The organism is Acidilobus sp. 7A (assembly GCF_003431325.1).
In the GTDB taxonomy this organism is placed as follows: Archaea; Thermoproteota; Thermoprotei_A; order Sulfolobales; family Acidilobaceae; genus Acidilobus.
On sequence record NZ_CP010515.1, the window covers coordinates 118,686 to 144,286 of the forward strand.

A 25,601-nucleotide genomic window follows, 5' to 3' on the forward strand; every position below is an offset into this window, starting at 1 on the left:
GGCCCGCTGATCTCCTAGCCTTGCCCGCGGCCCAGGTTAATACCGGGAGGGGCTGCCCTCGCGCCTCCCCTGCTCGTCAATCATCGGGAGCGCCACTGTCCTCCCTGACCTCAGGGCGGAGTAGGCCATGGCAGTTATCGCTATGTTGACCACGGCAACTATTATGGTCAGGGCCTCAGACGCCAGGCCCGGCGGCCAGATAACCATGAGGGCAGCTATGACGACGTTGAAGATTACGCTTACCGTCAACATCGACTTGCCGTAGCTGCCCAGCGCAAGGCCGAGGGAGGCCCCCATGCCTATTAGGATAAATATTAGGGCGCCCAGGAAGGCGTAGAAGCCAGTTATGAGGGAGGGGGTCCTGACGGCGAGGGCGACTATGAAGAACAGAACCGCCACTACCAGGTCAAACACAAGGGCCCCCACCATGAGGTAGGTGGAGTACCTCAAGGCCGACACCGGGCCTATACCTGTTTAAGGAAATTTACGCCTTGCGCCTAGAGCAGTTCAAGGAGGTCCCTGTACCTGCTCAGCGCCTCGTCCCCCTCCGACAGCCTGAGCCACGAGAGCCAGGTGACGGCCACGGGGCTCACCCCGTGGGAGTCCCTCAGCGCCTCCAGCAGGCCTATGAACTCGGCGTCGCCATCGGGCACGTCAACCCCCGCCCCCCTCGCGAGGGAGGCGACGTACCTCTTGACGACCCTGTCCGGCATGGCAGTGTCGACGCCCCCCATCATCCTGAGGTACTGATACGTTATCAGGCCCACGCCCTTAACCGAGCCGACTGGGTCAGACCTCCAGCCCTCGAGCCTTGAGGAGGAGGCCCACGACCTCAGCCTCTCCCTGTCGTCCCTCCCATAGCGCAGCAGGGCCCCCGCGACCCCCCTGGCCACGGACCACGACCTCCTGTTGGCCCAGTACCTCAGCAGTAGGCCGTCATCAGCTGATGCCAGGGATTCAAGGCTGCTCACCCTCCCGGTGTCGACGAGCTCCTCCTTGAACCTCAGCACCCTGGGCACCACGGCTGTGAAGTAGCCGAGGCCCGCTGAGGTGATCGCAGCGTCAACCACCATCAGCACGACGCTGCCGCCCCACCTCATTGATGAGAGGCAGCGCCTGGCGAACTCCTCCGCCCTGGGCTCCGCCTCAAGCTCCCTCCTCAGCAGCCTTGCAAGGGCCTCCAATGGGCTCCCCAGGGGGCGCTGGCGCGCGGAGAGAAAAGGCTGGAGAGGGGGTATGAGGGGCTCCTTGCTTTAGGCGGCCTGAGCTATCGCCGCTACGGCTGAGGGCTCCTTGACCCTCACAGCTACTGTCTCCCAGAGGGCGAACCTGTGGGAGCCCTCGATGAGGCCGACGTAGTCGACCCTTGAGTCTGAGCCTACGGCTATGTCAACGACGTCGGCTTCAGGGGGCACCAGCAGCGCCACGTCGTCCTTGGCGCCCGGGGAGACGACAACGCTCACGAGGCGCGACGCCCTGCTGAGCTCGTCGAGGCCCGAGGGGTCTATGACTGAGGCCAGCGCGGCCCTTGCAGACGGCGATATTATGAGCAGGTACGAGGGGGCCCTGACCTTTAGCTGGCTTAACGCCTTAGCCACGAGGGAGGTGAAGGAGCCTGGGGAGGCCCAGCTGCCTGAAACCCTGACCCCCGCGGACGCCTCAAGGGACCTCACCACGAGGGCCTCCTCCGCAAGCGCCAGGTCCCTCGCGGCCCTGAGCGCGGACGAGGGCCTGAGCGGCAGGGAGGCCCTGCGCGAGTAGTCTATGAGGTCCTGCGTTACCTCGAAGTAGGCCGAAAGCCTTGAGAGGGGCAGGGGCTGGGCTGATGCCTTAACAGCGTCCCCCTCTGTGAGGGAGTCTGAGGGGACAGCGAGCACCCCCTGGCCCACCTGGCTCACGGGGAGAGCCTGCCTGAGGGGCCTGGCCCTGCCCAGCTCCTCTCTTACCGCCGAGAGGAGGGAGGAGGCCTCGTCCCCCGAGAGGGGGCCTAAGGCCTGGCCCTGCTGGGCCGGGTCGCTGTTGTCCCCTCCCTGGGCCTTCAGCTCCCCGGCTACCTCGGCGGAGCCGGCCTCAAGCTCCCTCACCTGCTCTGGGTCGAGCCTCCTGAGGAGCTCAAGGAACTCGCCGAAGTGCGTCTTCTCCTCCCTTGCAACGTCAAGGAGGACCTTCTTGACGGAGTCGTCGCCTATAGCGTCGGCAAGCTGCTGGTAGAGGTTTATGGCGTCAAGCTCCGCTATCACTGCAAGCCTCACGGCCTGGGCGACCCCGCTGCCCTCCACCTTCTGGGAGGGCTCCGTTGGGTTCCTCGAGAGCAAGAAGCTCACCTCGTTTTAGGGCGCCTCCAAGTTAATAACCCTGCGTGCCGCCTGTCCATGACAAGCTTAACGCCGCGCCCAGGTAGGGCGGCCGATGAGGCTGAAGGCCATCTGCTGACCCACGATGAGCCGCGCAGGCGCCGAGGCCAGGCTTAAATCTTTCCCACGCCCTTCACGCGAGGTGCTCAGCTTGTCGAGCGGCCAGAGGGCCCTAGCCCTTTATGACGGCCTCATATTTGACTCAACCGGAAGGCAGCCCTTCAGGGGCACGGTCATAGTCAGGGGCGGCGAGATAGCTGACGTGGGCACGAGGGGGGAGGTGGGAGTCCCAGACGACGCGGATGTCATAGACCTCAGGGGAGCGTTCCTCATGCCTGGCCTCATCGACGCCCACACGCACATAATGGGCTCGAGGAGCGGCAGGGTAGAGGAGGACCTGCTGACCCCGATAGGCGTCTTCTTCGCCAGGGCAGTGAGGGACCTGGAGGCGCTGGCTGAAGCCGGCTTCACAACAGCTGTTGACGCAGGCAGCATAGTTGCCCTTCACCTGAGGGACGCCGTTGCCGAGGGCACGGTCAGGGGCCCAAGGGTTGTTGCTGCTGGCCCCGTGCTCTCCCAGACCTTTGGGCACGCGGACGTCCACTACCTCCCGGCTGAGTGGGTCGACTACAGGACCACGAGGAAGCTGACCCCCTTCGCCTCCCTCCTATGCGACGGCGAGGCGGAGTGCAGGAAGGCCGCGAGGTACGCCATGAGGGAGGGGGCCGACTTCATAAAGGTCATGGCGTCGGGAGGGGTACTGAGCCAGAGGGACAGGCCCGAGTACAGGGGCTTCACCCTGGAGGAGCTCAAGGCCATAGTTGACGAGGCCAGGGCCGCCAACAGGTGGGTGCACGCGCACGCGGAGGGCAAGGTAGGCATAGTCAACGCGGCGAGGGCTGGAGTAAAGGTAGTCGCGCACTGCGACCTCATGGACGAGGAGGCGGCCGAGGAGGTGCTGAAGGCAGGGGCGACGTGCGTGCCGACCTTCGCAGTTGACTACGCGCTGCTGAGGGAGGGGCAGAGGCTTGGCGTGCCTGAGTGGGGCATGAAAAAGATCGCTGAGCTCGCGGACATACACGTCGAGAACATAAGGAGGGCCCACAGGATGGGAGTCAGGCTCGCCACGGGCACGGACTTCTCCGGAGGGGTGGGGAGGCACGGGGAGAACGCCGAGGAAATTGCACTCTTCGTTGAGAAGGTTGGCATGACACCTCAGGACGCCCTGATTGCCGCGACCAGGAACGCTGCCTACGCGGCCGGGCTTGAGGGGAGGGCGGGGGTCATAGCTAAGGGCGCGCTGGCCGACATAATTGCCGTTGATGGCGACCCGCTTGAGAACGTCAGGGCGCTGACTGACAGGTCAAAGGTTAAGCTCGTGATAAGGGGAGGCGAGGTGCTGAAGGACCTGCTGAGGCAGGGCTGAACCCTTTTCACGTCAATAGAGATCCTTTATGGTATTGCGTCCGAACAGGCTAAGTGGATGACCCCTCGCCTGATGGGGGCGATGCCCCAGGGGCGATGAGAGGCCGTAGATGGGGGCCCCGCGCCGCTGGGCTTGACGGCTGCCCATGACGCGTGGGTGACGCGCGTGAGCCCACGTCGAGGTGGAAGTCGCTGCGCTCAATCATGAATAAGCAGGTGATTGAGGTGAGGGCGTAGGGGCAAACGGTAGCGGCCCGGCGCTCCCCAATAGTCCATGTTACTCTAGTGCCACGATTATTCTGACCTCCTCCCCGCCCTAAAGGGCGAGGCTTTCAGTTGTAATGTCACGCGGCCTCAGCGAGGGCGCTTAATGTGAAAGCCTTAAGTATGTGAACGTCATTAAAAGCGCGGCGATCCGTTTGAAGCATGCCTTTGTTAGGTGGTCGCCCCTGCTTCTCGTTCTTCTCTTCGCGTTGGCCATGGTGCCAGCCCCGCCGTTGCCAAGGCCCAGGCAGGCCCAACGCCCTCAGCCGTGGCGCCGCAGCCCCTGCCAGGCTACAGGTACGTCGGCGGCATGAGCAGGGACGCCGTTGTCCTCGGAGTGCTCTACGTGCCCCTCAGGAACGCCCAGCTCATATACTACTACGCCCAGGCGGTTAGCACGCCCGGCTCGCCGCTCTACCACAGGTTCCTGACGCCGCAGCAGGTCCAGGAGCTGTTCTACCCGACCCAGCGGTTCGAGGAGGCTGAGTCCTACCTGGCGTCCCACGGCCTCAGGGTGCTCTACACGGCGGCCGACTCCATCATAGTCTTCGAGGGCACGGTGAAGGACGTTGAGAGCGCCCTGGGGGTGAAGGTAGGCATGTTCAGCAACGGCTCGCTGTCATATTATGCCGTAACCTCCTACAGCGGCAACGCCCTCGGCCTCGTGCCCTACGTCTCAAACGTGACCGCCGTGATATTCAGGTCGCCGCCCCTCATACACATAGTTAAGCCTGACCTCAGGGGCCAGCAGGTCGTCACGTCCCTCACGGCCTACTCGCTGCCGGACGTCGTAAGGGCTTACAACGTCACGCCGCTCTACTCCATGGGGTACTACGGACAGAACGTCAGCGTTGGCATCCTGGACTTCTACGGCGACCCTATCGTCGCCCAGGCCCTGGCCTACTTCGACCAGGTCTACGGCCTGCCCCCTGCCAACCTGACAGTGGTGCCGATAGGGCCCTATGACCCCAACCTGGGCCTTGTGACAGGCTGGAATGTTGAGATAGAGCTCGACGTTGAGTCTGTGCAGAGCGCTGCGCCTAGAGCGCATATAGTGCTCTATGCTGCTAACGGCGCACTGCCCCTCGTGGTGCCAATAGCAACCATAGACCAGCTCGATCAGGTCTCTGTAGTGAGCCAGAGCTTCGGAATTTACGAGTCCGAGTTCTCCTACTATGGCTTCAGCTTCTACCTCTACAACATATACCTGACAGACATGTACTACGCGCTTGGGACTGCAGAGGGCATAACGTTCCTTGCGGGCAGTGGCGACGGCGGAGGCATGGGGTACAGCGCCGGCCCACTGGGGGGCGTGAACTACCCTGCCTCCTCGCCCTGGGTGCTCGCAGTGGGCGGCACTACCACCTACCTCACTTTCTACCCCAACGGGACGCCGAGCTCCTCATACTCCACTGCGTGGTCAGCAGCCGGCTTCGTGCCTTTCTTCTTCAACTTCGGCGGCAGCACGGGAGGCTACTCATACTTTGAGCCCATGCCGTGGTGGCAGGAGGGCGTGGCGCCAACGCCTCCCCAGGGCTTCCCCTACGGCAGGGCGATCCCGGACGTCTCAGCCAACGCCAACATATTCCCAGGCATATATCAGATAACATATGGTAACGAGACCATAATAGATGGCGGCACCAGCGAGGCGTCGCCGCTGACGGCTGGCCTCCTGGCCCTCATAGAGTCCTACCTAAACCAAAGGCTCGGCCTGCTGTCCCCAACCCTCTACGCGCTGTATAAGAACCCGTCGGCGAGGGGCGCGTTCATACCGGTAACCTTCGGCTACAACATACCCTGGTTCTCAAACAGCGGCTATAACCTGGTCACAGGCCTCGGCTCCATAAACGTTGGCGTGCTCGCCCACGAGCTGAGCAATCAGGCCCTTGTAAGCAACCATATGCCGTCCCTCAGCGTCAGCGTCGTCGTGAACGGCGTTAGCATGGTGAACCAGGCCGAGGCCTACCAGCCGCTTGAGTTACTGCCGGGGGAGAGCGCGACTATAGAGGCCAACATAACCTACAGCAACGGCAGCGAGGTCACGAACGGTGACTTCAAGGCGGAGCTTGTGACGCCCGAGGGCGTTATGCTGACGAAGCAGATGACCTACGTGCAGTCCCTCGGGCTCTGGCAGGCCAACATAACGGTGCCTGAAAACTGCAGCGGCACAACGTACGTGCAGGTCAACGGGACCTCAGCAGGACGCTGGGGCATAGGCTTCACGGAGGCCTTCAGCGGCTACTTCGTCACGGTGGCCTGGCCGGTGAGCGACTCGCCATGGGACCCGTCCCTAGGCCTTCCTCTCTACTTCAATGTGACTGAGCTAAACGGGTCTCCAGCGCCAAGCTCAACAGAGTACGAGATGGTTATAAGCTACTATAACTTCCTCGATAACACCTACAGCGCCTATAACGAATACGTGTTCACAGGGCCACTTATTAACACCATGTTATACTTCAACGCGCCTGCAGGCTACGTAGCTATAGAGTTCACGCCGCCCGCCTTTGGCTTGGTGCCCGTGTTCTTCGGTGACTGTCTGCAGAACTTCGAACTGTTCCCTGAGGTCCTGTCTATGCCAGGAGTCGTCGCGCCCGGTCAGTACATATTTGTGGAAGGCCTCGTCTATCCGCCCATTGAGACCGAGTCTTACCAGTCGCTAAGCCTCGGCACGTCGCTCTTTAATGCCATAGAGGTAGGCTCAAACGTGACCGCTGAGCTCGTCTCGCTGTCGGGGAAGGCCGTGTCTAGCGCCCAGATAACCTTCAACCCCAACGTGGGCCTCTACACAGGCCTCCTGCAGGTGCCCGAAAACATAAGCCCAGGCTACTACTGGGTCGTGCTTGAGGCCAACTACAGCTCCTACACCCTTGCAAGCAGCAACATAAGTCCCAGCTACGTGGAGGGCATCGGCGTTGGCATGGTCTACGTGGGCGCCCCGCTCAACGTCAAGGTCTGGGTCTCGCCAGGAAGCCCGGCCCAGGGCCAGTCTATCACAATATATGCCAACATAACCTACGGCAACGGGACCCCAGTCAAGTACGGCCAGTTCTCAGCCGTGCTGGTGCCCGAGGCAGACCTTGGAGCCTTCGAGGGCCTAGCGCTCTCAGGCGTCAACGTGCCGCTCTACTACAACTCAAGCCTGGGCCTGTGGGTCGGCAGCGCCACGACGCCCTCGCCATTCTCGCCAGGCTCAACGGCCTTCTCGGGGCTGTACGCAGGTGAGCCCTGGGCTGTGGTCGTGACCGGCAACGCCTTCAATGGCGTGCCCGCGGCTAAGGCGGCGATAGCGCATGTGGCTGAGACCAAGTACGTCTACTACACAGGCGTCCTAACCCCTGGCAGCTTCTACCCGTACAACGGCCTCTTCTACGACGCCAACATAACGGGCTTCAACGGCACCATAGAGGGCTCCGTCTTTGAGGGCAACGTTTACATAGTTGACAGCAACGTCACGATAGCTGACTCCCAGTCCTACGGCACCATATACGTCGTGAACTCCAACGTCAGCCTGGTTAACGTAAGGGCCTCCAGGGTTGTGGTCGCCAGCGGCGTTGCAAACCTCTACATGAGCGACGTCATAAGCAGCGTGTCCGGGCACGTCAACTATGTGACGCCCCCGCAGATCACTGCGTTAGTTAGCGGCGTGGAGTCTTCAATTATGCACAACCTGTCAGCCCTCTGGTCAGAGGAGGGCGAGCTGCGGCAGGAGTACTCAAGCCTCAGCTCAACTGTTTCAGGCCTAAGCTCAACGGTATCCCAGCTAACGTCGGAGGCCAGCCAGCTGAGCACAAGGATCAGCGACCTGTCAGGTTGGCTCATGTCAAACGTGAGCGCTGTCAACAGGACCGTGACAGGCCTAGGGAACAGCCTAAGCGCCCTCAGCTCAAAGCTAACGTCGGAGGCCAGCCAGCTGAGCACAAGGATCAGCGACCTGTCAGGCTGGCTCATGTCAAACGTGAGCGCTGTCAACAGGACCGTGACAGGCCTAGGGAACAGCCTAAGCGCCCTCAGCTCAACTGTCTCAGGCCTAAGCTCAACGGTATCCAACATAAGCTCAAGAGTCTCGAGCATCAGCACGACCGCCACCAAGGCCTACAGCAGCGCCTCAAGGAGCTTCAGCCTGGGCGTGGGGGTGGCCGTGATCTCCGTCATATCCCTAGTCATAGCTGCGGTCGCGCTGTCCAGGAGGCACTGAAGGCCGGCGCCCGGGCTCCGACAGACTCAAAACAAAGGTTTTTGCCGTTATCTTTTTTAAAGCTCGTCTGCCGGGTCACTCGAGCATCTCGCTGAAGATCCTCCTCAGGTCGTCCTTAGATATTGTCTTGGGGGACAGCACTAGCAGCCTCTGCTGCGCCCACGCCCCCTCCACGAGCGCGTCCAGGTCAGACCTGTTGAACCCTACCTCCTTCAGGTTGGTCGGTATGTGGAGGTCCTCGAGCAGCCTTATGTAGTAGTCAAATATCCTCTCGCCAAGCTCCCTGCCCGTGCCGCTCGTGTCAAGGCCGAGGGCGCCAGCCACAAGCCTGAACTTGTCCTCGTTGTAGGGGGCGAGGTACCTGAAGGCGTAGGCGGCTGGTATTGCAGTGCTTATGCCGTGGGGCACTATGGGGTAGCCGAAGTCGTAGTCCGGCGGGCGCCAGTCCCTCACCATGCCAGCTATCGGGTAGGCCATGGCGTGGGGCACGTGCACGCCCGCGTGGCCGAAGCCGAGGCCAGCCAGGTTTGCCCCGAGCTGCATGTAGTACCTTGCCTCTATGTCATATGGGTCCGCGTAGGCCCTCCTCAGGTACTTGGCGGCCCACGTTATGACGGGCAGGAACAGGTCGCCTATGGGCGTTGAGCCGGCGTAGACGGGCCTCTCGGCCGGGCTCACGGCAGGCCTTGCTGTGTACGGGTGGGCAGTTATGGACTCTATGGCGTGGTTGAGGACGTCAAGGCCTGTTGACGCGGTGACCATGGGCGGCATGGTTATTGTCGTCAGGGGGTCAACTATGGCAACCGAGGGCCTCAGGTACTGGTTGCTCACGCCCGTCTTGACGTGGAGCTTCTTTACGTCAAGCACCGCCACATTAGTGTTCTCCGCCCCGGTGCCAGCCGTCGTGGGTATGGCAATCATGGGCCTCAGGGGGCCGGGCGGGGAGGCGCCGCCGCCGACGGGCTTGTTGACGTAGTCCATGAGGTCCCTCGGGTAGGAGTAGAGGAGGTTGAGCAGCTTGGCGGTGTCTATCGTCGAGCCTCCGCCCAGGGCCACGAAGCCGTCGACCCTCAGGTCCTTCACCTTGGAGAAGCCGCTCACTATGGCCTCGTCGTCAGGCTCTACGTGCACGTCAGTGAAGGCCTCGACCTTTATGCCCTGGGCCTCGAGGCTCCCCCTGACCTGCTCAGCCAGCCTCGTCTCAGCCAGCCTCTTCCCCACGACGAGGAGGACGCTGGTCATGCCGAGCCTCCTGGCCTCGTAGCCGACGTCCTTGGAGGCCCCGAGGCCGAACTTTATGTAGGGCAGGTTTATCACGAAGACGGAGTCCGTGTACTCCGAGTACGCCAGGTAGGACTGGGAGTAAGACATGGCTTCCGCCCATCTCAGCCTGGGGCCTGGTAGCTTTATCCTGGGCCCCTTCTCGTGTATATATTATCCCACATATTTATAATACCACTTATCTGAAAATATAGGCACTGGCTCCCCTCAGGCCACGGCGAGGCCCATGGCTGAGACCAGGGTCAAGCACGCGTACCTCCTGGACTATGGCCTCATGCAGGCCGAGTGGGGCTGGTTCCTGCCCGACGCGGCCACGCACAGCCAGAAGGACAAGCCGAGGAGGTGGGTGGAGTTCCCTATGAGTGGCGCCCTGATAGAGCACGAGGACGGCTGGATAATGATTGACTCAGGCCCGAGCCCCGAGGCATCAAAGGCGTGGCCCAAGGAGTCCTTCGAGGCCTTCCCTGTGGTCAAGTTCAGCGAGGAGAACGTGTCTGTCAACCAGCTCAAGACGCTCGGCCTGAAGCCGGAGGACGTAAAGGCAATAATATTCACCCACCTGCACCTGGACCACGTTGGGCAGGCCTACCTTTTCAGGGACTCAGCCTACCTTATAGCGCACAAGCTTGAGCTCGCCCACGCCCTGACGCAGATATGGGAGGGCAAGTACGGCGCCTATGTGCCTGGCGACTTCGAGCCCCTGAAGGGCGCCAGGTGGGTCCTCATCGACGAGGAGAGGCTTGAGGTGCTGCCAGGCATAGAGGTCATCCACACGGGTGGCCACACGCCAGGTCACATGGTGGTCAAGGTGGACGCCCCGAACGGGGACACGTGGTACTTCATGGGGGACTTCTTCCACATGCCTGAGGAGTTCCAGGCCGAGAGCAAGGGGTGGCTACTCTTCAACGGGGAGCAGTTCGAGTCCTTCACTAGGAAGTTGAAGTTCTGGGCTTCGTCAAGGAGGGTCCACATGTACATGACCCACGACCCGACCAACTGGCAGAAGTACCCCAGGATACCCAGGCCCCTGTTCTGACGAGCATAGTTTTGCATTTTTCCTTTCCCAGTCACCTGCACCGGGGGAAGGTCGAGCCTTGGAGGGGACATTCAGCAGGCTCATAAGGGTCGACCTGAGCTCGGGGGCTGTGCGCTACGACGAGGCAAGGCAGGAGGACGTCAAGGCCTACCTGGGCGGCAGGGGCCTGGGCCTCCTGCTAGCCTCCAGGAGCGGCTTCAGGAGGGGCGTGGATCCCCTGTCGCCGGACTCGCCACTGATATTCGCCTCAGGCCCCCTGGCCGGCTCAGGGATGCCCCTCTCCTCAAGGGCCGTGGCAGTGTTCATGTCGCCCCTCGCCAACAGGTGGAGCTACTCAACGGTCGGCGGCTCCCTGGCCGTCATAATGAGGTACGCCGGGGCCGACGTCCTTATGGTCACCGGCAGGGCCAGCAGGCCCTCCTACATAGTGGTTGAGGGCGGCAGGGCCGAGGTCAGGGACGCCTCAGGCCTCTGGGGCATGGGCACCCTCGACGCTGAGAGGGCCCTGAAGGAGGTTCACGGCGACGATTCCGCCGTAGCAGTGATAGGCCCGGCAGGGGAGAACATGGTGAGGTTCGCGTCGATAAACCACGAGACGTGGAGGCAGTTCGGCAGGGGAGGGGGAGGAGCCGTGATGGGCTCAAAGAACCTCAAGGCGGTCGTCTTCGTGCCCAGCGGCAGGGCCGTCGAGGCTGCAGACCCAGAGATGACGTGGGCCATGATAAGCGAGATGACGAGGAGGCTGGCCACAGGGGCCAAGTCGTACAGGGACAACGGCACCCTCGGCACAATAGACGCGGGGAACGGGACTGGCTTCTTCCCCTCGCTCTACTGGACCAGGGTCTCGGCCCCAGGCTGGAGGAGGATATCTTGGTTTGACGTCCTGAGCAAGTACTACTACACGGGCAAGAGGACCACGTGCCTTCACTGCCCCGTGGCCTGCCACAAGACTGTGGCCTCCAGGAGGTACGGGGGCTACGTAGAGCTCGAGTACGAGACCACAATGGCCTTGGCTGGGCTCACCGGGGTAGTTGACCCTGACGAGCTGATACAGCTGGCCCACGTCGTTGACGACATGGGCCTGGACTCCATAACGACAGGGAACGTGCTCGGCCTCCTCGCCTACCTCACCGAGAGGGGGGCCGTCAGCCCAGGGGAGGGGGTGAGGTTTGGGGACGCGGCCCGCATGAGGGAGCTCATATTCATGATAGCAAAGAGGGAGGGGATAGGCAAGGTCCTCTCCCTGGGGGCCAAGGAGGCCGCCAAGGAGCTGGGTCACCCTGAGGCCGCGGTAGAGGTCAAGGGCCTCGAGCCGGCGGGCTACGACCCGAGGACGCTCAAGGGCATGGCGCTCAACTACGCTGTAGCCGAGAGGGGCGCCGACCACCTGTGGGCAAGCGCCTACGCTGTTGACATACCCGGCCTGGCGGGGGGCAGGCAGGCCACCGGGGAGGAGAAGGTTAGGGCCGTTATGGACCTGGAGGAGAGGAACGCGGTATATGACAGCGCCGTTCTCTGCAAGTTCGGCAGGAACGCCTACGGCTGGGACGAGCTGGTGAGGTCCCTTAACGCAGTCACAGGCTTCGACTACACGAAGGAGACACTTAGGCAGGTCGCCCAGAGAATTATCGTGCTGCACAGGCTCATGAACGGCACCACAGTTGAGGAGGACAGGCTGCCCCCCAGGTGGCTCAGCGAGCCGGTGGAGTTCGAGGGCAAAAGCTACGTCGTCACAGAGGCCGAGTGGAGGTCCATGCTTATGACGTACTACAGGCTGAGGGGCTACGACGAGGAGGGCAGGCCCACTAAGGAGACGCTTGAGGCGCTCAGAGTTAGTTTAGTACAGACGGGCCAAGGATAGCCTAAAATAAGGCCCCTGCCACTGAGGATAGGCGGTGCCTGGCTTGAAGCAGCTCATTGCAATTCCTGAGAAGTGCACTGGCTGTGGTAGGTGCGAGCTCGCCTGCAGCTTCGAGCACTTCAAGGTCTTCGACCCCGAGCTCTCGGCAATTCACGTGCTTAGGCTGGAGAGGGAGCCCCTGGACGCCCCGCTCTTCTGCATACAGTGCGGCCTCTGCGCCATGGAGGGGGTATGCCCCCACAACGCCATATACAGGGACCCCAACACGTTCTCGGTCGTAATTGACAGGGCCAGGTGCGACGGCTGCGAGAGGTGCGTGGAGGTCTGCCCGTACGGCGTCATAACCATTGACCACGTGGAGAAGAAGGCCATAAAGTGCGACCTGTGCGGCGGCGACCCAGCGTGCGTCAAGGCGTGCCCTGAGGGCGCCCTGGCCTACGTCGACGTCAACGAGGCGGCCTACTACAAGCGCTACTTCTTCGCGAAGCTGCAGGAGAAGGCCATGGTGCCCATAGTGCCGTACCCGGCCGAGAGGTCCAGCCAGCTGAACAACAGGGCCTGAAGAAGGGAGCAGCTCACCGGCTTTTGTCTAGATGGCCCTCCCTGGGGGCCTCGGCCGGCCCTCAAGGGTTACCCTTACGGCCTCCGCTGACCTCACGAGCGCCGCGTAGTCGAGGTTCATGGACTTCTCGGCCTCGAGCACGTCGCTCACAGAGGCCCTGGTGGTGGAGGGGCCCGCGAGGGAGCAGTACTCAGGCACCTTTGCTGAGACGCCATAGGTCCCTATGGACCTCGCGACCCTCACTATGTCCTCCTTGTCCATCGCTATCAGCGGCCTCAGTATGGGCAGCTCTATTCCGTGCTCCTCAGCCTCAAGGTTCCACATGGTCTGGGAGGAGACCTGCGAGAGCGACTCCCCGGTCGTTATGGAGTGCGCCCCCTCTATGCGAGCTAGGGCCTCGGCGAGCCTGTAGAGGACCCTCTTGAGGGCTATAACCCTCAGGGGCCTCCTGACCTCGGCCAGGGCCTTCATAACTGGGACCCCGTCTATGAAGTAGACCTTTATGTCGTGGCGGCCCGCCCACGGCCTCAAAAGCTTAACCTCGCTCAGGACGGCCTCCCTGTGCTCCCTCCCCCCTATTGCAAGGTTCAGAACGACGGGCACGACGCCCCTCCTCATTATCATCCACGTCGCCACGGGGGAGTCTATGCCGCCTGAGACGAGGGCAACTGTTCTGCCGGCGACCCCGACCGGCAGCCCCCCAGGGCCCGCCTGAAGGGAGGTGTGGACGTAGGCCAGCCCCCTCTCAACCATGTCAACATACACCGTGACCTCGGGCGACTCAAGGTCCACCCCCGCGGACCCGCCCAGGAGGGCTGCCCCCAGTTCCCTGTTGACGTCAAGGCTGGTGAACCTGTCCTCGCTCAGCCTCCTGGCCCTCACGGCAAAGCGCCTCCCCCTGACGTCGTTAGCTGTCAGCTCCGCCGCCCTCCTCACCAGGTCCCCCAGGTCATCGTACCTGACCTCGCTGGCTACCGCGTAGTGGGCGAGGCCGAAGACCCTTGAGAGGGCGGAGGGGTCGCCGTCAACGTCTAGCACGAGGAGGCCCCCGTAGACCCTTGACGACCTGAGCCTCACGGCAGCTGATATGTTAGCTAGCAGCTCCCTGACCATGTGGAACCTCGTCTGCCTGCCCTTTATGCACAGCTCCCCCGCCAGGGTGGCCACAACCGCCGTCATTCTCTGTGCCGAGCTACGGCTGGGCAGGAGGCCCAAAAGGCTTAAGCATATGCCTCCAGGGCGTAAGTGAGCGCGCTAACGCCTATGGCGGCGAGGAGGAGGCCTGAGGCGCACTCATACGCTGAGCCTGTGGGAGAACGCCTTTATTAGGACCATGTAATTCAGAACCTATAGAGGGATGACGGACCTCGCCACTCGCGGGGAGGGACCAGCGCGTTTTAACTTTGGGCGACACAGCACCTGGGAATAGGCTTGAGCGAGGAGGGAAACAAGTACGACGTGAGGAAGGACCCGAAGGTAATAAAGATAATGACCCAGCTCATGGCCCAGGGGGCCGTGATGCTTGAGCAGACCTGCCCCATATGTGGCCTCCCCCTCTTCAGGCTCAAGAACGGCGACGTCGTCTGCCCGCTCCACGGCAAGGTGTACATAGTTAACAGCGACGAGGAGGCTCGAGAGGTCGAGATAGACGAGACGCTTAGGAGGCTCGAGTACTTCGCCAGCGTCAGGCTGAGGGAGCTCATGGACAAGGGGGACGTGAGCGAGGCGGGGGACCTGCTCTCAATAATGGAGCAGGCCGAGAGGGTCATGAGGCTGAGACTCGAGAGGCTCTCGCCGAAGCCTCAGCAGCCGCAGCCCAGGCCTGCCCCACAGCAGGCGAGGAGGGCCAGCGAGGAGGAGGGCGAGGAGGAGGGCTAGGCGCCGGCCTGCCTCGTCAGCCTCGAGAGGAGCGGCGACAGCTTCATGAGGCCGCTCTCGTCGTCCGGGGTCTCAGGCAGCACTAGCCTGACGCTCTCAAGCTTCAGAGCATTCATGAGGGCCCCCAGGAGCCTCGCGGACCCTCTGCCCCACAGCACGTCCCTCGCCCCCTCCAGCAGCTCCCTGGCGAGCCCGGGCACGGCAACGTCAAGTACCCTGAGTATGTTCATGCCGTTCACCTTCAGCTCTCCCCCCTCTACCTTGCCTATCACGTAGGCGTAGAGGGCCCTGCCCCTTGGGGACCTCTCGCAGCGGCCGCTGTTGGCCCTGCACTCGAGGTAGTCGACCGGGACCCAGCCGTCCACGTGCATGAGCTCGGCCTCCGTCAGGGAGAGCCTGAGGCTGAAGGTCACGGCCCTGTACCTGTAGATCACGTAGTCCTCCCTGCTCAGCTCCTCGGCGTCCTCCCAGAAGGCCCTGGCCTGGTACTGGTTCAGCTCAAGCCTCTGGAGAACCCTGCCCGTCACGAGGGGCGGGTCCCTGCACCTCAGCCCCCTCTCCCTGCAGGCGTCGAGGAGGAGTATCGCGGCGTCTATCATTGTGGAGAGGGATGTCCTCCTCAAGGTCTCTCACGCCTAAGGGCGCTGGCCTTAATTTAAAGCTTTAACCTAAGGTTTTAAGTAGGCATTCTACAGGCCCTGGGGAGCCATGGACAGGACAAGCGCTGGCTGGATGGCAGTTTACGTGGCCGGCTCGTCGCTGCTCTACTTCTTTGTTAAGGAGGGGCTGCTCTACGCGAGCCCCCTGGCCTTCACCGTGCTCAGGTTCGCGCTGTCAGCCCTTGTGATGCTGCCCTGTCGAGGCGCCTCACCCTGGGCATGGACGTGGCCTCCTGGCTGCCCTGGCGGCCTCGAGCTCGGTTGTGTGGGCCTGGGGCCTCTCCCTTGTGGAGCCGGCGACCTCAGCAAGCATAAGCTACTTCATGCCATTTATAGCAATGATAATGGGTTACCTGGCCCTGGGCGAGGGCCTTAGCAGGAGGGGGGCGACGGGCGTCGCAATAGGGGCTGTTGGCGTCTTGCTTTACGCCGTCGCGTCCCTGAGGACAAGGAGCTCCGCCCTCGGCGTCGCCCTGACCCTTCTGAACACCGTCCTCTGGGCTGGCTACACGGTGCTCTACAGGGTCATAGCTGTCAGAAGGGGAGGGAGTGTTGACATGTCCTCAGTCAACCTCACCATGTTCGTCCTCGGCACAGCCATTATGCTCCCCTTCCTGGCCCTCGACCCCGCTCCCCTGAGGCTCAACGTTAAGCTCGCCGAGAGCCTCGCGTGGGCCTCAACCCTTGGAGGGGCCCTCCAGTTCCTCTCCTGGAGCAAGGTCCTCGAGAGGATGAGGGTCTCCACCGCAACGCTGCTGAGCTACTCGGTGCCGGCCGTGGCCGCTGGCATACAGGCGGCCGTGGGGGAGCCCATAAACGTAGTGCAGGCCGCCGGCCTCGGGGTCATGGTGCTCGGGGCCTTCGTTGCCTTGAGCTAAAGCTTAAAGGCGCGCCATAGAGCCCCCTCTACGGTGACGGCTGTGTCGGAGATACAGATAACGCCCGTCAGGCAGCCGAGGTGGTCGTCGGTCCACAGCCACATAAGGGGCCTTGGCCTTGACAAGAACGGGAAGGCCCTGCTGGCGGCCGACGGCATGATAGGGCAGACCGAGGCCAGGGAGGCGGCGGGAGTCGTAGTTGGGATGGTCAAGGAGGGCAGGCTGGGCGGCAAGGGGGTCCTGATAGTAGGCCCCAGCGGCACAGGCAAGACAGCCATAGCCGTCGCCATGGCTAGGGAGCTGGGGGAGGACACGCCCTTCGTCGCAGTGAACGGGGCCGAGGTGCTTGCAGCCGAGAACAAGGCGGAGTTCCTGATGCAGGCCCTGAGGAGGGCAGTGGGTGTGAGGATGAGGGATGAGAGGGAGGTGGTGACGGGCGTCGTCACCGACCTCAAGTACATCAAGAGGACCTCCCCGTTCTCGCCCCTGCCTGTCCTGGGAGGTGCTAAGGTGACGCTTGAGACCAAGGACGACTCTGGCACCTTCACGGTTGGCCCGGAGGTCGCCCAGCAGTTCCAGGAGCTCGGCATAAGGAAGGGCGACGTGATAATAATTGACATCAACACGGGCGAGGTGAGGAGGCTTGGCAGGGTGGCAGAGAAGGCCGCCGTCAAATACGACATAGACGTAGCAGGGAGCGTCGAGGTTCCGAGCGGCAAGGTGAGGTCGAGGAGGGAGATAGTTAGGACGCTCACGCTTCACGACATAGACGCCTCGATAGCGGCCCAGAGGGCTGCCTTCACCATATTCGGCTTCCTGAGGGAGGAGAGCGCCATAAGCGACGAGGTCAGGGCCAGGACCGATGAGCTCGTCAAGAAGCTGAGGGACGACGGGAAGGCGGAGCTCGTGCCCGGCATACTATTCATAGACGACGCGCACATGCTTGACATAGAGGCCTACAGCTTCCTGACGAAGGCCATGGAGGGCGAGTTCGCCCCGATAATGGTGCTGGCAACAAACAGGGGCATGACGACCATAAGGGGCACCGAGGAGGTGTCGCCCCACGGGATGCCGAGGGACCTGCTTGACAGGCTGCTGATAATAACGACGAGGCCCTACACAGAGGACGAGGTAAGGGAGATAATAAAGGTCAGGGCCTCCGAGGAGGACGTGGAGCTCAGTGACGACGCCCTTGCGGCCCTAACTAAGATAGGCGTTGAGAGGAGCCTGAGGTACTCTGTGCAGCTGCTTCAGCCCGCAAAGCTCGTTGCCGAGAGGAGAGGGTCAAGCAGGGTTGAGGCCAGCGACGTGGAGCAGGTGTCAAAGCTGTTCGTGGACCTCAGGACCAGCATAGACTACGTGGAGAAGTACAAGGACCTCCTCCTGCGCTGAGCCTGGAGGCCTTTTCGCCTCACCTTAAAGGGCCCCAAGCCTCCTGAGCAGCTCCCCCATCGACTCAAGGAAGCCCCTTTCCATGAAGCTCTCAAGCCTCTCGGAGGGCCTCAGCAGGGGCGCGCCCGCGTACCCCCTGCCCAGCTCCCCCAGGACGCCCAGGAGCCTGTTCACCTGCTCCTCCGGCACCCTGAGGGCGTAGACAGTGTGGGTGCTCGTCTCAGGCCTCCTCACGTCCTCTATAAGGCCTGCCTCGGAGCACCTGTCGAAGGCGACAAGCATTGAGGCCAGCTTCGTCACGGGCACCCTGTAGGCGTAGCCCCTCAGGCCGCCTGATGTAATGTACTCCATGACTGACCTGTTGTCAGGCACGAAGACCGGCCCCCTGACCCTTAAGCCCCTCCTCCTGGCCTCCTCCATGAGCCACGAGACCCTCTCGTAGCTGCTCCTGCTGTTTGCCTTGGCCACAACCTCAACCGGGGAGTCGTCAACGACCTCCTTGAGGGGCAGGTAGAGCGTGTTGTCGGAGGTCACGCCCACGTCGGCGACGCTGGCGTAGTCCAGCTCCTCGGCCACCTCGTCGGGCAGCCTGCCGGCCAGGGAGACGCCCATCAGGTCAGGGGCCACAATGACCAGCCCCCTTCCCCTCGACAGGGCGTCCATTATGAACCTGGCCATGTGCTCGGCCCTGTCCCCCTCGGGGACCTCAGCTACCCTCTCGTACTCGTATATCTCGGCAAAGTTGAAGGAGCTGAGGAGGGCGCTAAGTATGGGCACCTCGTCAACGCTGGGCTCGTGGACGCTCTTGACGAGAAGGGACACCTCCCTGCTGGCGGGGGCCTCTGGCGGCGAGTACTCCTTGAGCTCCACCGTGGCCCTGTAGACCCTTGAGGTCATGTATATGTCCTTGAGCTCCTCGGCGCACTCCTCAAGCGAGACCTTCAACTGGGCTGCCGCTCTAGACTTAACTGCCAGAGATTTTATGTGAAGTGCCGTACTGTAGCAGTTTTGATTTTCATAGTTCACGTGATACGTTTTCATCGCCTCACCCTTATTTCCCGCGCCCCGCCCGGGTTTTCATCGGGCCTGAGGACTCAGGGCCGCCCCAGGGGCCTCACATCTTGAGCGTCCTGTTACATACCTCCTGTGTATGTTGTGTTATAGTAATACCTTTGAACCTATACGAAAGCCAAAACAGCTACGAAGGACGGATCTGCATCGGCTCCCTATTTGAGGCACTAATAACAATGAAATAGTGTAAAGGGCTTCCATTTTCATGAAGAGCGCCCAGCCTCCCCCAGGCGGTCAGGCCTCAGGTGTTTAAGCTTTAGCCAGCCTCTCGTCAAACTCTATCCTGAGCCCCCTTAGGGCCCTCATTACTGAGTCCCTGTAGGCCTCGACCCTCTCCCTGGGCACCTTGGCCTCGGCCTGCCTGAGCACCAGGTCCTCAACGACGGCGTACTTCTTGTAGGTCTCGTTCAGCCTCCTCCAGTCAATGCCCTTAAGGGCCTGCTCCACCTCGGGGTCCCTCTTTATTATGTCGGCCAGCATGAGCACCGATATTATGGGGTAGCCCACGTAGCCCCTTAGCTTAGTGCCGTTGTCGTCGCTGTAGGCCCTGAGCGCCTTTCCCTCCTTTACTACCTTCACGTGGTACCTCCTGTCGCCCTCGCTGCTCGTCACCACCGCCTCAAGCACGTCAGGGCTGAGGGTGCTCAGCATCTGCACCCTGCCGTCAGCTATGGCCCCGGCCGCCTCGAGGACCTTTATCCTTGGGGGCTGCCTGAGCGTGAGCCTCACCACTTAAATTTTAGTGCCGGCGGCTATAACTGGGGTTCGGCTTGTCCGAGGTATGGGAGCTCCCGGGAGCCCGCTTCGACTCCTCGCAGAAGGGGGTCGCGGTCATACCCATAGGCTCAGTTGAGAGGCACGGGGACCACCTGCCCCTCGGCACCGACGCCATAGAGGCCATCTGGGTCGCCCAGAGGGTCGCCGAGAAGGTAGGGGCACACCTCTTCCCTCCAATCTGGTACGGCATATCGCCCAGCCTAGCGAGGTTCCCCGGCACTATAAACGTTGAGGCCGACGCCTTCATTGCGTACGTCAGGGGCGTGCTCAAGGAGATAGCAAGGAACGGCTACAGGCTCATAGTAGTGATAAACGGCCACGGCGGCAACAGCACTGCTATAAGGGTGGCCATGAAGGACGCCGCCTACTCGACAGGGGCGACCATAGTAATGTTCGACTGGTGGAGGGACGCCGGCAAGGAGGCGCTCAGGCAGCTCTTCACGGCGCCGGGGCACGCGGGCGAGGACGAGACAAGCGCCATGCTTTACATAGATGGGAGCCACGTTGACATGGGCGCGGCAAAGGTTAACGCCACCGGCTGGTCGCCCTCTGCGGAGGGGGAGGCCAAGGACCTCAGCGCCCTGAGGAACTCAATAATCTACCTGCAGGGCGCGGCCATAGAGTCCCCAGCAGTTGACGAGGCCCTGTACCCCCACGCGGTCCTCGGCGACCCAACAAAGGCCTCAGCTGAAAGGGGAGCAAAGTGGCTTGAGGCTGTGGTTAACGAGATAGTTGACAGGGTCAGGGCGCTTGCGGGCACCCTTGGTGTGCCTCTTCCCCGCCCCTAAACATGCCGGTTATCACGTAGGCCGCCGCGACCGCCAGGAAAGCCAGGGCCAGCTCCATTATGCTCACCGTGTTTATCTCCTGCTGGGTTATAGAGGTGGCGACCATCTCCCTGACTATGACTATCATGGCCACCTCAACTATGCTCCTTATTGATATGTAGCCCTCCCTCACACTTATCACTATGGTCCTCATGAGGTCGGCCGCCAGGAGCATGATAATTACGAGGTCCACCATGATTAATATGGTCACGTGGGCGGCGGCCGTGTTGCCTGAGGACAGCTGCGCCGAGGCTGTCCTGACCTCCACCATCAGGTCCCAGAGCGAGAGGACCATAACTACTATTATTGCAACGGCTATGATAAGCTCAACTGCAATCAGGAGGAGCCTTGAGGACTCTCCAAGGCTCGCTGCCAACAAATTTCCCTACAGGTCCCTTGCGGTCGGCAAAATATATATTCACGGGTCCTTCATTATCTCCTGTATCCTCTTCCTTGCCTCCTCAAGCGCCATCGAGTCGCTCGGCTTCGTCGTCCTTGGGTCGAACGGGTACTGGCTCATGACAAGCCTGACGTCCCCCGTCTCAAGCTGAACGAACAGCTGGGGGAGCCACGCCATGCCGAGGTCGTCATCGTCGCCGTAGTACCTGGGCAGCCTCCTGGCGGGCCTGTTGCCGAACCTCAGGCAGAGGTTATGAAAGGGTAGTTGACCTCCCTGACCTCAGGCTTAACTGCCACGGCGCCCCTGAGAATACTCTCGGACTCAGCCAGGGGGCCGACACTATCCCCCCTCCCATATGCCCTCCTCGCGGCGAGGGAGGCCGGGCACCCACGCCGCTCGACAAGCTGGCCCCTGAGAGGCGTTGCCTTCCTGAGGGCCATTAAAGGCGCTCGGGAAGGGGATTTGACTACGTGTTGAACGGCGGCCTGTAGTTGCCCTTCTTTGCCTTATAGTCCTCCAGGTCCCCCTTGACCCTCTGGTACGTGTAATCCGATGCCCTGCCCTCCTTCTTGGCCTCCTCTATGACCTGCTCGCTCTTCTGCTCCAGCCTGTCAATTATTGGTATCCTCACCCCCTTCTCCCTGGCCACGGCCAGCGACCTTGGATAGCCGGCGTGGGCGTGCCTCACGACGCCCATGCCGGGGTCAACGGTGAACAGCCTTATTGCCTTCTGCTCCGCCAGCTCAGTGCCGTCAACCACCATGCCGAAGCCGGCATGTATGGCGTAGCCTATGCCGACGCCGCCGCCGTGGTGGAAGCAGGTCCAGGTAGCCCCCACGGCCGTGTTGAGGGCGTAGTTGAGCACCGGCCAGTCCCCTACGGCGTCGCTGCCGTCCAACATGCCCTCGGTCTCCCTGAAGGGTGAAGCCACGGAGCCGGCGTCGAGGTGGTCCCTGCCGAACCATATTGGGCCTGAGAGGTCGCCCCTCCTGACCATCTGGCTCACGACCTTGCCGAAGAGGGCCCTCTCGCCGTAGCCCAGGTAGACTACCCTGGCCGGGAGGCCCTGGAACTTGACGTACCTGTGGGCGGCCTTTATCCACCTGGCGAGCCTCTGGTTCCTGCTGAAGAGCTCAAGTAGGACGTCATCGAGCTTGTATATGTCGTTTGGGTCGCCGGTGAGGCTGGTCCACCTGAAGGGCCCCCTGCCCTCCTCGAAGAGGGGCCTCATGAACTCCATCTGGCCAGGTATCTTGAAGGCCTCTGTCAGTCCAGCGTCGTAGGCCTGCTTCCTGAGGTTGTTGCCGTACTCAAACGTGACCGCCCCCCTCGCCTGGAGCTCAAGCATGAGCTGGACGTGCCTCTTCATCGTCTGCCTGGCGAGATCCATGTACTTCTGCGGGTCCTGGGCCCTCAGCCCCTCGGCCTCCTCGACGCTCAGCCCCTGGGGCACGTAGGAGAGGGGGTCGTGGGCGGGCGTCTGGTCGCTCAGCACGTCCGGCACGACGTTCTCCTTTATTAGCCTCTCCAGGAGGTCCACCGCGTTGGCCAGGATCCCTATGCTCGTGGGGGTCCCAGACCTCTTGGCCTCAAGGGCCATGTCAATGGCCTTGTCTATGTCGTCAGTCCACGTGTCCAGGTAGCCGGTCTTTATCATACGCTCAATCATCCTCCTGTCGACGTCTGCGATCAGCGCAACGCCGCCCAGCATCTTAACGGCCAGGGGCTGGGCCCCTCCCATGTTGCCGAGGCCTGCGCTGACGTAGAGCCTCCCCTCCATGGTGCCGTAGAACCTCTCGGCGGCCGCCCCTATGGTCTCGTAGGTTCCCTGCAGGACGCCCTGGGTGCCTATGTAGGCCCAGCAGCCCGCGGTCATCTGGTGGAAGCTTATGAGCCCCTTGGCCTCGAGCTCCCTGAAGTAGCTCCAGTCGGCCCACTTGGGCACGAGCATGGCGTTGCTCATGACAACCCTCGGGGCCCTGGCGTCAGTCTTGAAGACCGCCACGGGCTGGCCGCTCTGTACAGCCAAGGTGTCGTCGCTCTCCATGGTAAGCAGCGTGTTAACTATGGCCTCAAAGTCGTCCCAGGACCTCGCAGCCTTGCCAGTGCCGCCGTACACTATGAGGTTCTTGGGGTCCTTGGCCACCATGGGGTCAAGGACGTGGAAGAGCATCCTCAGGATGCCCTCTATCTGCCAGTCCCTGCTCCTCACGTGCAGCTCAGGGCCTGTTATCGCGTGCACGGTGCGCGTCTCAGGGTCGTAGAGGCCCTCGGATATGAGCTCCTCTATGGGCTGCCCCCTGTACTTAGACGGGACGGACAAGCGAAGCACCGCGACGCATGTATACATTTCAAATATTTATGCGTTGAACTTGAGGCGACAGCGGCCCTGAAGGCGCCACGCTTTAAGCCTCGGCTAGGCCTATGCCCAAGGTAGTGGGCATGCTTGTCAGGAGGGCGAGGCTGCTCAAGGACCCAGGTGACGTCAGGGTCGGCGACCTAAGGCCCCTGGTGCCCCTGGTCGGCGTCCCGTGGGACTGGTCCACGGCGGGGAGGCCAGGGGCCAGGTTCGCGCCCTCCGCCATAAGGTCGGAGCTCCTGTCGTACACGCCCCTCTCCGAGGACCTCGGCTGCCTCAGCGTCGGCTTCGATGACCTTGGCGACGTGGACGTCGCAGGAGGGGACCCTGCGCTCACGGGCTCAAGGGCTATAGAGGCCGCCAGGAAGGCCATGGATGTAGCGAGGGGGAGGGGGACCCCTGCTGTCTTCCTTGGCGGTGACCACTCCATAACAGCGTGGACCGCCAGGCCCTTCGCCGAGGCCGGCTCCACTACAGTTGTGCTGGACTCCCACTACGACCTCAGGAGGCTCAGCGAGGGCGTGACCAGCGGGGCCTGGCTCAGGGAGCTGGCGGAGTCCACGAAAGTCAAGGCAGTTGTCGTTGGCGTCTCAGACTACATGAACCCTCCCTACGCCAGGCAGAGGGCCAGGGAGCTGGGCGTCGAGGTCATAACAAGGCAGCAGCTCCTGAGGGACCTCGATGGGTCCCTCGGGCGCCTCAGGGGGCTTGTCAGGGGCTCAGAGGTCTACCTCAGCATAGACGTTGACCACCTTGCCCAGGCCTACGCCCCAGGGGTTAACAGCCCAAGCCCCCTGGGCATGACGCCGCAGGAGAGCCTGGCTGTGATGGAGGCCGTGACCTCATCAGCCAGGGTTGTGGGCATAGACGTGACTGAGGTTGTGCCCCAGCTCGACCCCTCGGGGCTCACCGTGAGGCTGGCCGCCGCCCTGCTGCTCAGGGCCGTTCACCTTGCCATTGCCAAGGGTGAGGCGCATGGCCGTTAATCTCTGCGCTGGCAGGGGGCTGAGCGTCGAGGACATATGTTCAGCCTCCATTAACTCCCCGGTTAACATCTGCGAGGCCTCCCTCGGCGTCCTCAGAAGCTCAAGGGCGACCTACGAGTCCTCCCCCAACGTCTACGGCCGCTCCACGGGCCTTGGGGCCCTGGCCTCAGTCAGGGAGGGCGAGTGGGAGGGGAGGGAGGACAAGGTACTTGTTGAGCACGACGTCGGCCTGGGCCCTCAGGCCCCCAGGGAGGTCGTGAGGGCTGCCATGGTTGTCAGAGCGTCCCAGATGGCGCAGGGCTACGCCCCGGTCAGGCCTGAGGTAAGCGCGAGGCTCGCTGAGGCGCTCAACGCTGACGTAGTGCCTGTGGTCCAGCTCGAGGGGAGCGTCGGGGCCAGCGGCGACCTCGCCCCGCTGGCGAGGATAGCCAGGTGCATCTACAGGGGCGATGGCATGGCCACTTACAGGGGCAGGGTCGTGAGGTGCTCCGAGGCCCTTGAGCAGGCCGGCCTTAAGCCTATAGAGCTGGCCCCGGGCGAGGCGCTTGCGATAATAAACAGCAACGCCTTCAGTGTCGGCATGGCGGCCCTGGGAGTCTGCGCCTCCCTGAGGCTAATCAGGGAGTCCCTCAGGGCGCTCTCTAAAACCCTGAGCGTCACGGGCTGCAACCCTCAGCACTTCTCCGAGGCCGTCGCTGACTCTAAGAGGCTTGGGGGCGTGAGGGAGGTCATAGAGTCAATGGCGTCTTCCGCCTGCGCCAAGGCCCCGAGGCTCCAGGACCCCTACTGCATAAGGTGCGTCCCCCAGGTCTACGGGGCCGCCCTTGAGGCCCTGAGGTTCGCCGAGGGCGTCGTGGAGGCGGAGGCCTCTTCCTCCTCAGACAACCCGTTCGTGAGCGGCGGCTCCGTCTACCACGCCTGCAACTTCCACGCGGCAGGCGCCGCCATAGCTGCTGACGTCGCCAAGGTTGCGCTGGCCCACGTGGGCAACATGGTTGAGAGGAGGACCGCCCACCTCCTCAGCCAGCAGACGACTGGCCTGCCTGACTTCCTCGCGGTGAAGGGCACCGTGGTCGGCGCCATGATATACCAGTACGCGGCCGCCTCCCTCGCAGCTAAGCTGAGGCTCCTGGCCTCCCCAGGCTCCGTGCACTCCATACCGACAAGCGGCGCCCAGGAGGACGTGGTCTCCATGGCCCCCAACGCGGCCCTTGACCTCCTCAGGGCCAGCGCTGTCCTTGCTAGGCTCATAGCGGTTGAGGACGCCCTGGCCTCCCAGGCCGAGAGGGTCTCAGGGGGGCTGCAGCCGCAGGACCCGAGGGAGGCCATAGAGACATCGGTGAGGAGGGTCGTGGAGGCCGTGGGCCTCAGCTTCCTCTCAGGCCTTGCCTGAGGT

General features: G+C 62.4%; 23 protein-coding genes. 11 read left to right on the forward strand and 12 right to left on the reverse strand.

The genetic code is table 11. From position 1 onward, the window contains the following. Positions 1 to 36: 36 nt before the first annotated feature. From SE86_RS00585 to SE86_RS00595, 3 genes are all read right to left on the reverse strand, one after another. Positions 37 to 450, reverse strand: a complete 414-nt coding sequence (locus SE86_RS00585) for a hypothetical protein (protein WP_117353827.1) — start codon at positions 448 to 450, stop codon at positions 37 to 39. 47 nt (positions 451 to 497) lie between these two features. Further along, on the reverse strand, positions 498 to 1,184 hold the full coding sequence (locus SE86_RS00590) for a hypothetical protein (protein WP_117353829.1): 687 nt from the start codon (positions 1,182 to 1,184) through the stop codon (positions 498 to 500). Between the two features lie 69 nt (positions 1,185 to 1,253). Then, positions 1,254 to 2,315: a family 1 encapsulin nanocompartment shell protein gene (locus tag SE86_RS00595; RefSeq protein WP_158543059.1), complete on the reverse strand. Its 1,062-nt coding sequence runs from the start codon at positions 2,313 to 2,315 to the stop codon at positions 1,254 to 1,256. A gap of 190 nt (positions 2,316 to 2,505) precedes the next feature. Here SE86_RS00595 and SE86_RS00600 point away from each other — a divergent pair, with 190 nt between their 5' ends. Next, the gene (locus SE86_RS00600; RefSeq protein WP_211096600.1) at positions 2,506 to 3,780 is read left to right on the forward strand and encodes an amidohydrolase family protein; all 1,275 of its coding nucleotides are present in this window, start codon (positions 2,506 to 2,508) and stop codon (positions 3,778 to 3,780) included. 531 nt (positions 3,781 to 4,311) lie between these two features. Further along, positions 4,312 to 8,238, forward strand: coding sequence for a protease pro-enzyme activation domain-containing protein (locus SE86_RS00610; protein ID WP_117353835.1), 3,927 nt, complete (start codon positions 4,312 to 4,314; stop codon positions 8,236 to 8,238). Positions 8,239 to 8,313: 75 nt separating this feature from the next. Here SE86_RS00610 and SE86_RS00615 read toward each other — a convergent pair whose 3' ends face one another. Next, entirely contained in the window at positions 8,314 to 9,609 is a 1,296-nt protein-coding gene (locus tag SE86_RS00615; protein ID WP_117353837.1) for a hydroxyacid-oxoacid transhydrogenase, read from the reverse strand. A gap of 136 nt (positions 9,610 to 9,745) precedes the next feature. On the opposite strand from SE86_RS00615, the gene SE86_RS00620 reads away from it, so the two are divergent. The 3 genes from SE86_RS00620 to SE86_RS00630 are packed head-to-tail and all read left to right on the forward strand — an operon-like array spanning position 9,746 to position 12,978. Further along, the gene (locus tag SE86_RS00620) at positions 9,746 to 10,555 is read left to right on the forward strand and encodes an N-acyl homoserine lactonase family protein (RefSeq protein ID WP_117353839.1); all 810 of its coding nucleotides are present in this window, start codon (positions 9,746 to 9,748) and stop codon (positions 10,553 to 10,555) included. 58 nt (positions 10,556 to 10,613) lie between these two features. Continuing rightward, complete coding sequence (locus SE86_RS00625) at positions 10,614 to 12,416, forward strand: aldehyde ferredoxin oxidoreductase family protein (RefSeq protein WP_117353841.1); 1,803 nt, start codon at positions 10,614 to 10,616, stop codon at positions 12,414 to 12,416. A 43-nt stretch (positions 12,417 to 12,459) separates the two neighbouring features. Further along, positions 12,460 to 12,978, forward strand: a complete 519-nt coding sequence (locus tag SE86_RS00630; protein ID WP_117353843.1) for a 4Fe-4S dicluster domain-containing protein — start codon at positions 12,460 to 12,462, stop codon at positions 12,976 to 12,978. A gap of 27 nt (positions 12,979 to 13,005) precedes the next feature. Here the strand turns inward: SE86_RS00630 and SE86_RS00635 are convergent, their stop codons facing one another. Continuing rightward, positions 13,006 to 14,157: a THUMP domain-containing protein gene (locus SE86_RS00635; RefSeq protein WP_117353845.1), complete on the reverse strand. Its 1,152-nt coding sequence runs from the start codon at positions 14,155 to 14,157 to the stop codon at positions 13,006 to 13,008. Positions 14,158 to 14,409: 252 nt separating this feature from the next. Here SE86_RS00635 and SE86_RS00640 point away from each other — a divergent pair, with 252 nt between their 5' ends. After that, positions 14,410 to 14,856 carry an Sjogren's syndrome/scleroderma autoantigen 1 family protein gene (locus tag SE86_RS00640; protein WP_117353847.1) on the forward strand — a complete coding sequence of 149 codons (447 nt, stop codon included), beginning with the start codon at positions 14,410 to 14,412 and terminating at the stop codon, positions 14,854 to 14,856. Here SE86_RS00640 and SE86_RS00645 read toward each other — a convergent pair. Beyond that, complete coding sequence (locus SE86_RS00645; protein WP_117353849.1) at positions 14,853 to 15,479, reverse strand: hypothetical protein; 627 nt, start codon at positions 15,477 to 15,479, stop codon at positions 14,853 to 14,855. The two genes, SE86_RS00640 and SE86_RS00645, sit on opposite strands and share 4 nt — an antisense overlap. A 299-nt stretch (positions 15,480 to 15,778) precedes the next feature. Between SE86_RS00645 and SE86_RS00650 the strand changes: the two genes are divergently transcribed. After that, a complete protein-coding gene (locus SE86_RS00650) occupies positions 15,779 to 16,393 on the forward strand; it encodes a DMT family transporter (RefSeq protein ID WP_117353851.1) in 615 nt (204 codons plus the stop codon). 42 nt (positions 16,394 to 16,435) lie between these two features. Further along, on the forward strand, positions 16,436 to 17,785 hold the full coding sequence (locus SE86_RS00655) for a RuvB-like domain-containing protein (RefSeq protein WP_117353853.1): 1,350 nt from the start codon (positions 16,436 to 16,438) through the stop codon (positions 17,783 to 17,785). A 24-nt stretch (positions 17,786 to 17,809) separates the two neighbouring features. On the opposite strand, the gene SE86_RS00660 is transcribed toward SE86_RS00655, so the two are convergent. Together SE86_RS00660 and SE86_RS00665 are read right to left on the reverse strand one after the other, a co-directional pair. Further along, positions 17,810 to 18,730, reverse strand: coding sequence for a hypothetical protein (locus tag SE86_RS00660; protein ID WP_117353855.1), 921 nt, complete (start codon positions 18,728 to 18,730; stop codon positions 17,810 to 17,812). 375 nt (positions 18,731 to 19,105) lie between these two features. Beyond that, on the reverse strand, positions 19,106 to 19,585 hold the full coding sequence (locus SE86_RS00665; protein WP_117355007.1) for a hypothetical protein: 480 nt from the start codon (positions 19,583 to 19,585) through the stop codon (positions 19,106 to 19,108). A gap of 41 nt (positions 19,586 to 19,626) precedes the next feature. Between SE86_RS00665 and SE86_RS00670 the strand changes: the two genes are divergently transcribed. After that, entirely contained in the window at positions 19,627 to 20,421 is a 795-nt protein-coding gene (locus SE86_RS00670) for a creatininase family protein (RefSeq protein ID WP_117353858.1), read from the forward strand. Here the strand turns inward: SE86_RS00670 and SE86_RS00675 are convergent. The 4 genes from SE86_RS00675 to SE86_RS00690 form a co-directional block, all read right to left on the reverse strand. Next, positions 20,375 to 20,836, reverse strand: a complete 462-nt coding sequence (locus tag SE86_RS00675) for a phosphate-starvation-inducible PsiE family protein (RefSeq protein ID WP_117353860.1) — start codon at positions 20,834 to 20,836, stop codon at positions 20,375 to 20,377. The genes SE86_RS00670 and SE86_RS00675 overlap by 47 nt on opposite strands. Positions 20,837 to 20,878: 42 nt before the next feature. Next, complete coding sequence (locus SE86_RS00680; RefSeq protein WP_179948720.1) at positions 20,879 to 21,037, reverse strand: hypothetical protein; 159 nt, start codon at positions 21,035 to 21,037, stop codon at positions 20,879 to 20,881. A gap of 62 nt (positions 21,038 to 21,099) precedes the next feature. Then, on the reverse strand, positions 21,100 to 21,300 hold the full coding sequence (locus SE86_RS00685) for a hypothetical protein (RefSeq protein WP_117353862.1): 201 nt from the start codon (positions 21,298 to 21,300) through the stop codon (positions 21,100 to 21,102). Positions 21,301 to 21,326: 26 nt separating this feature from the next. After that, the gene (locus SE86_RS00690; protein ID WP_117353864.1) at positions 21,327 to 23,183 is read right to left on the reverse strand and encodes a urocanate hydratase; all 1,857 of its coding nucleotides are present in this window, start codon (positions 23,181 to 23,183) and stop codon (positions 21,327 to 21,329) included. Positions 23,184 to 23,284: 101 nt separating this feature from the next. Between SE86_RS00690 and SE86_RS00695 the strand changes: the two genes are divergently transcribed. Together SE86_RS00695 and SE86_RS00700 are read left to right on the forward strand one after the other, a co-directional pair. Continuing rightward, positions 23,285 to 24,205, forward strand: coding sequence for an arginase family protein (locus SE86_RS00695; RefSeq protein ID WP_117353866.1), 921 nt, complete (start codon positions 23,285 to 23,287; stop codon positions 24,203 to 24,205). Then, positions 24,195 to 25,598 carry an aromatic amino acid ammonia-lyase gene (locus tag SE86_RS00700; RefSeq protein WP_148666726.1) on the forward strand — a complete coding sequence of 468 codons (1,404 nt, stop codon included), beginning with the start codon at positions 24,195 to 24,197 and terminating at the stop codon, positions 25,596 to 25,598. Before SE86_RS00695 ends, SE86_RS00700 begins: the two co-directional genes overlap by 11 nt. The last annotated feature ends 3 nt before the right edge of the window (positions 25,599 to 25,601 follow it).

Bases quoted from the DNA above. Each gene is read 5' to 3' on its own strand.
- SE86_RS00615 (WP_117353837.1), bottom strand. From the start codon at position 9,609: ATGTCTTACTCCCAGTCCTACCTGGCGTACTCGGAGTACACGGACTCC.
- SE86_RS00620 (WP_117353839.1), top strand. From the start codon at position 9,746: ATGGCTGAGACCAGGGTCAAGCACGCGTACCTCCTGGACTATGGCCTC.
- SE86_RS00635 (WP_117353845.1), bottom strand. From the start codon at position 14,157: ATGACGGCGGTTGTGGCCACCCTGGCGGGGGAGCTGTGCATAAAGGGC.
- SE86_RS00680 (WP_179948720.1), bottom strand. From the start codon at position 21,037: ATGGCGTGGCTCCCCCAGCTGTTCGTTCAGCTTGAGACGGGGGACGTC.
- SE86_RS00685 (WP_117353862.1), bottom strand. From the start codon at position 21,300: ATGGCCCTCAGGAAGGCAACGCCTCTCAGGGGCCAGCTTGTCGAGCGG.
- SE86_RS00695 (WP_117353866.1), top strand. From the start codon at position 23,285: ATGCCCAAGGTAGTGGGCATGCTTGTCAGGAGGGCGAGGCTGCTCAAG.
- SE86_RS00700 (WP_148666726.1), top strand. From the start codon at position 24,195: ATGGCCGTTAATCTCTGCGCTGGCAGGGGGCTGAGCGTCGAGGACATA.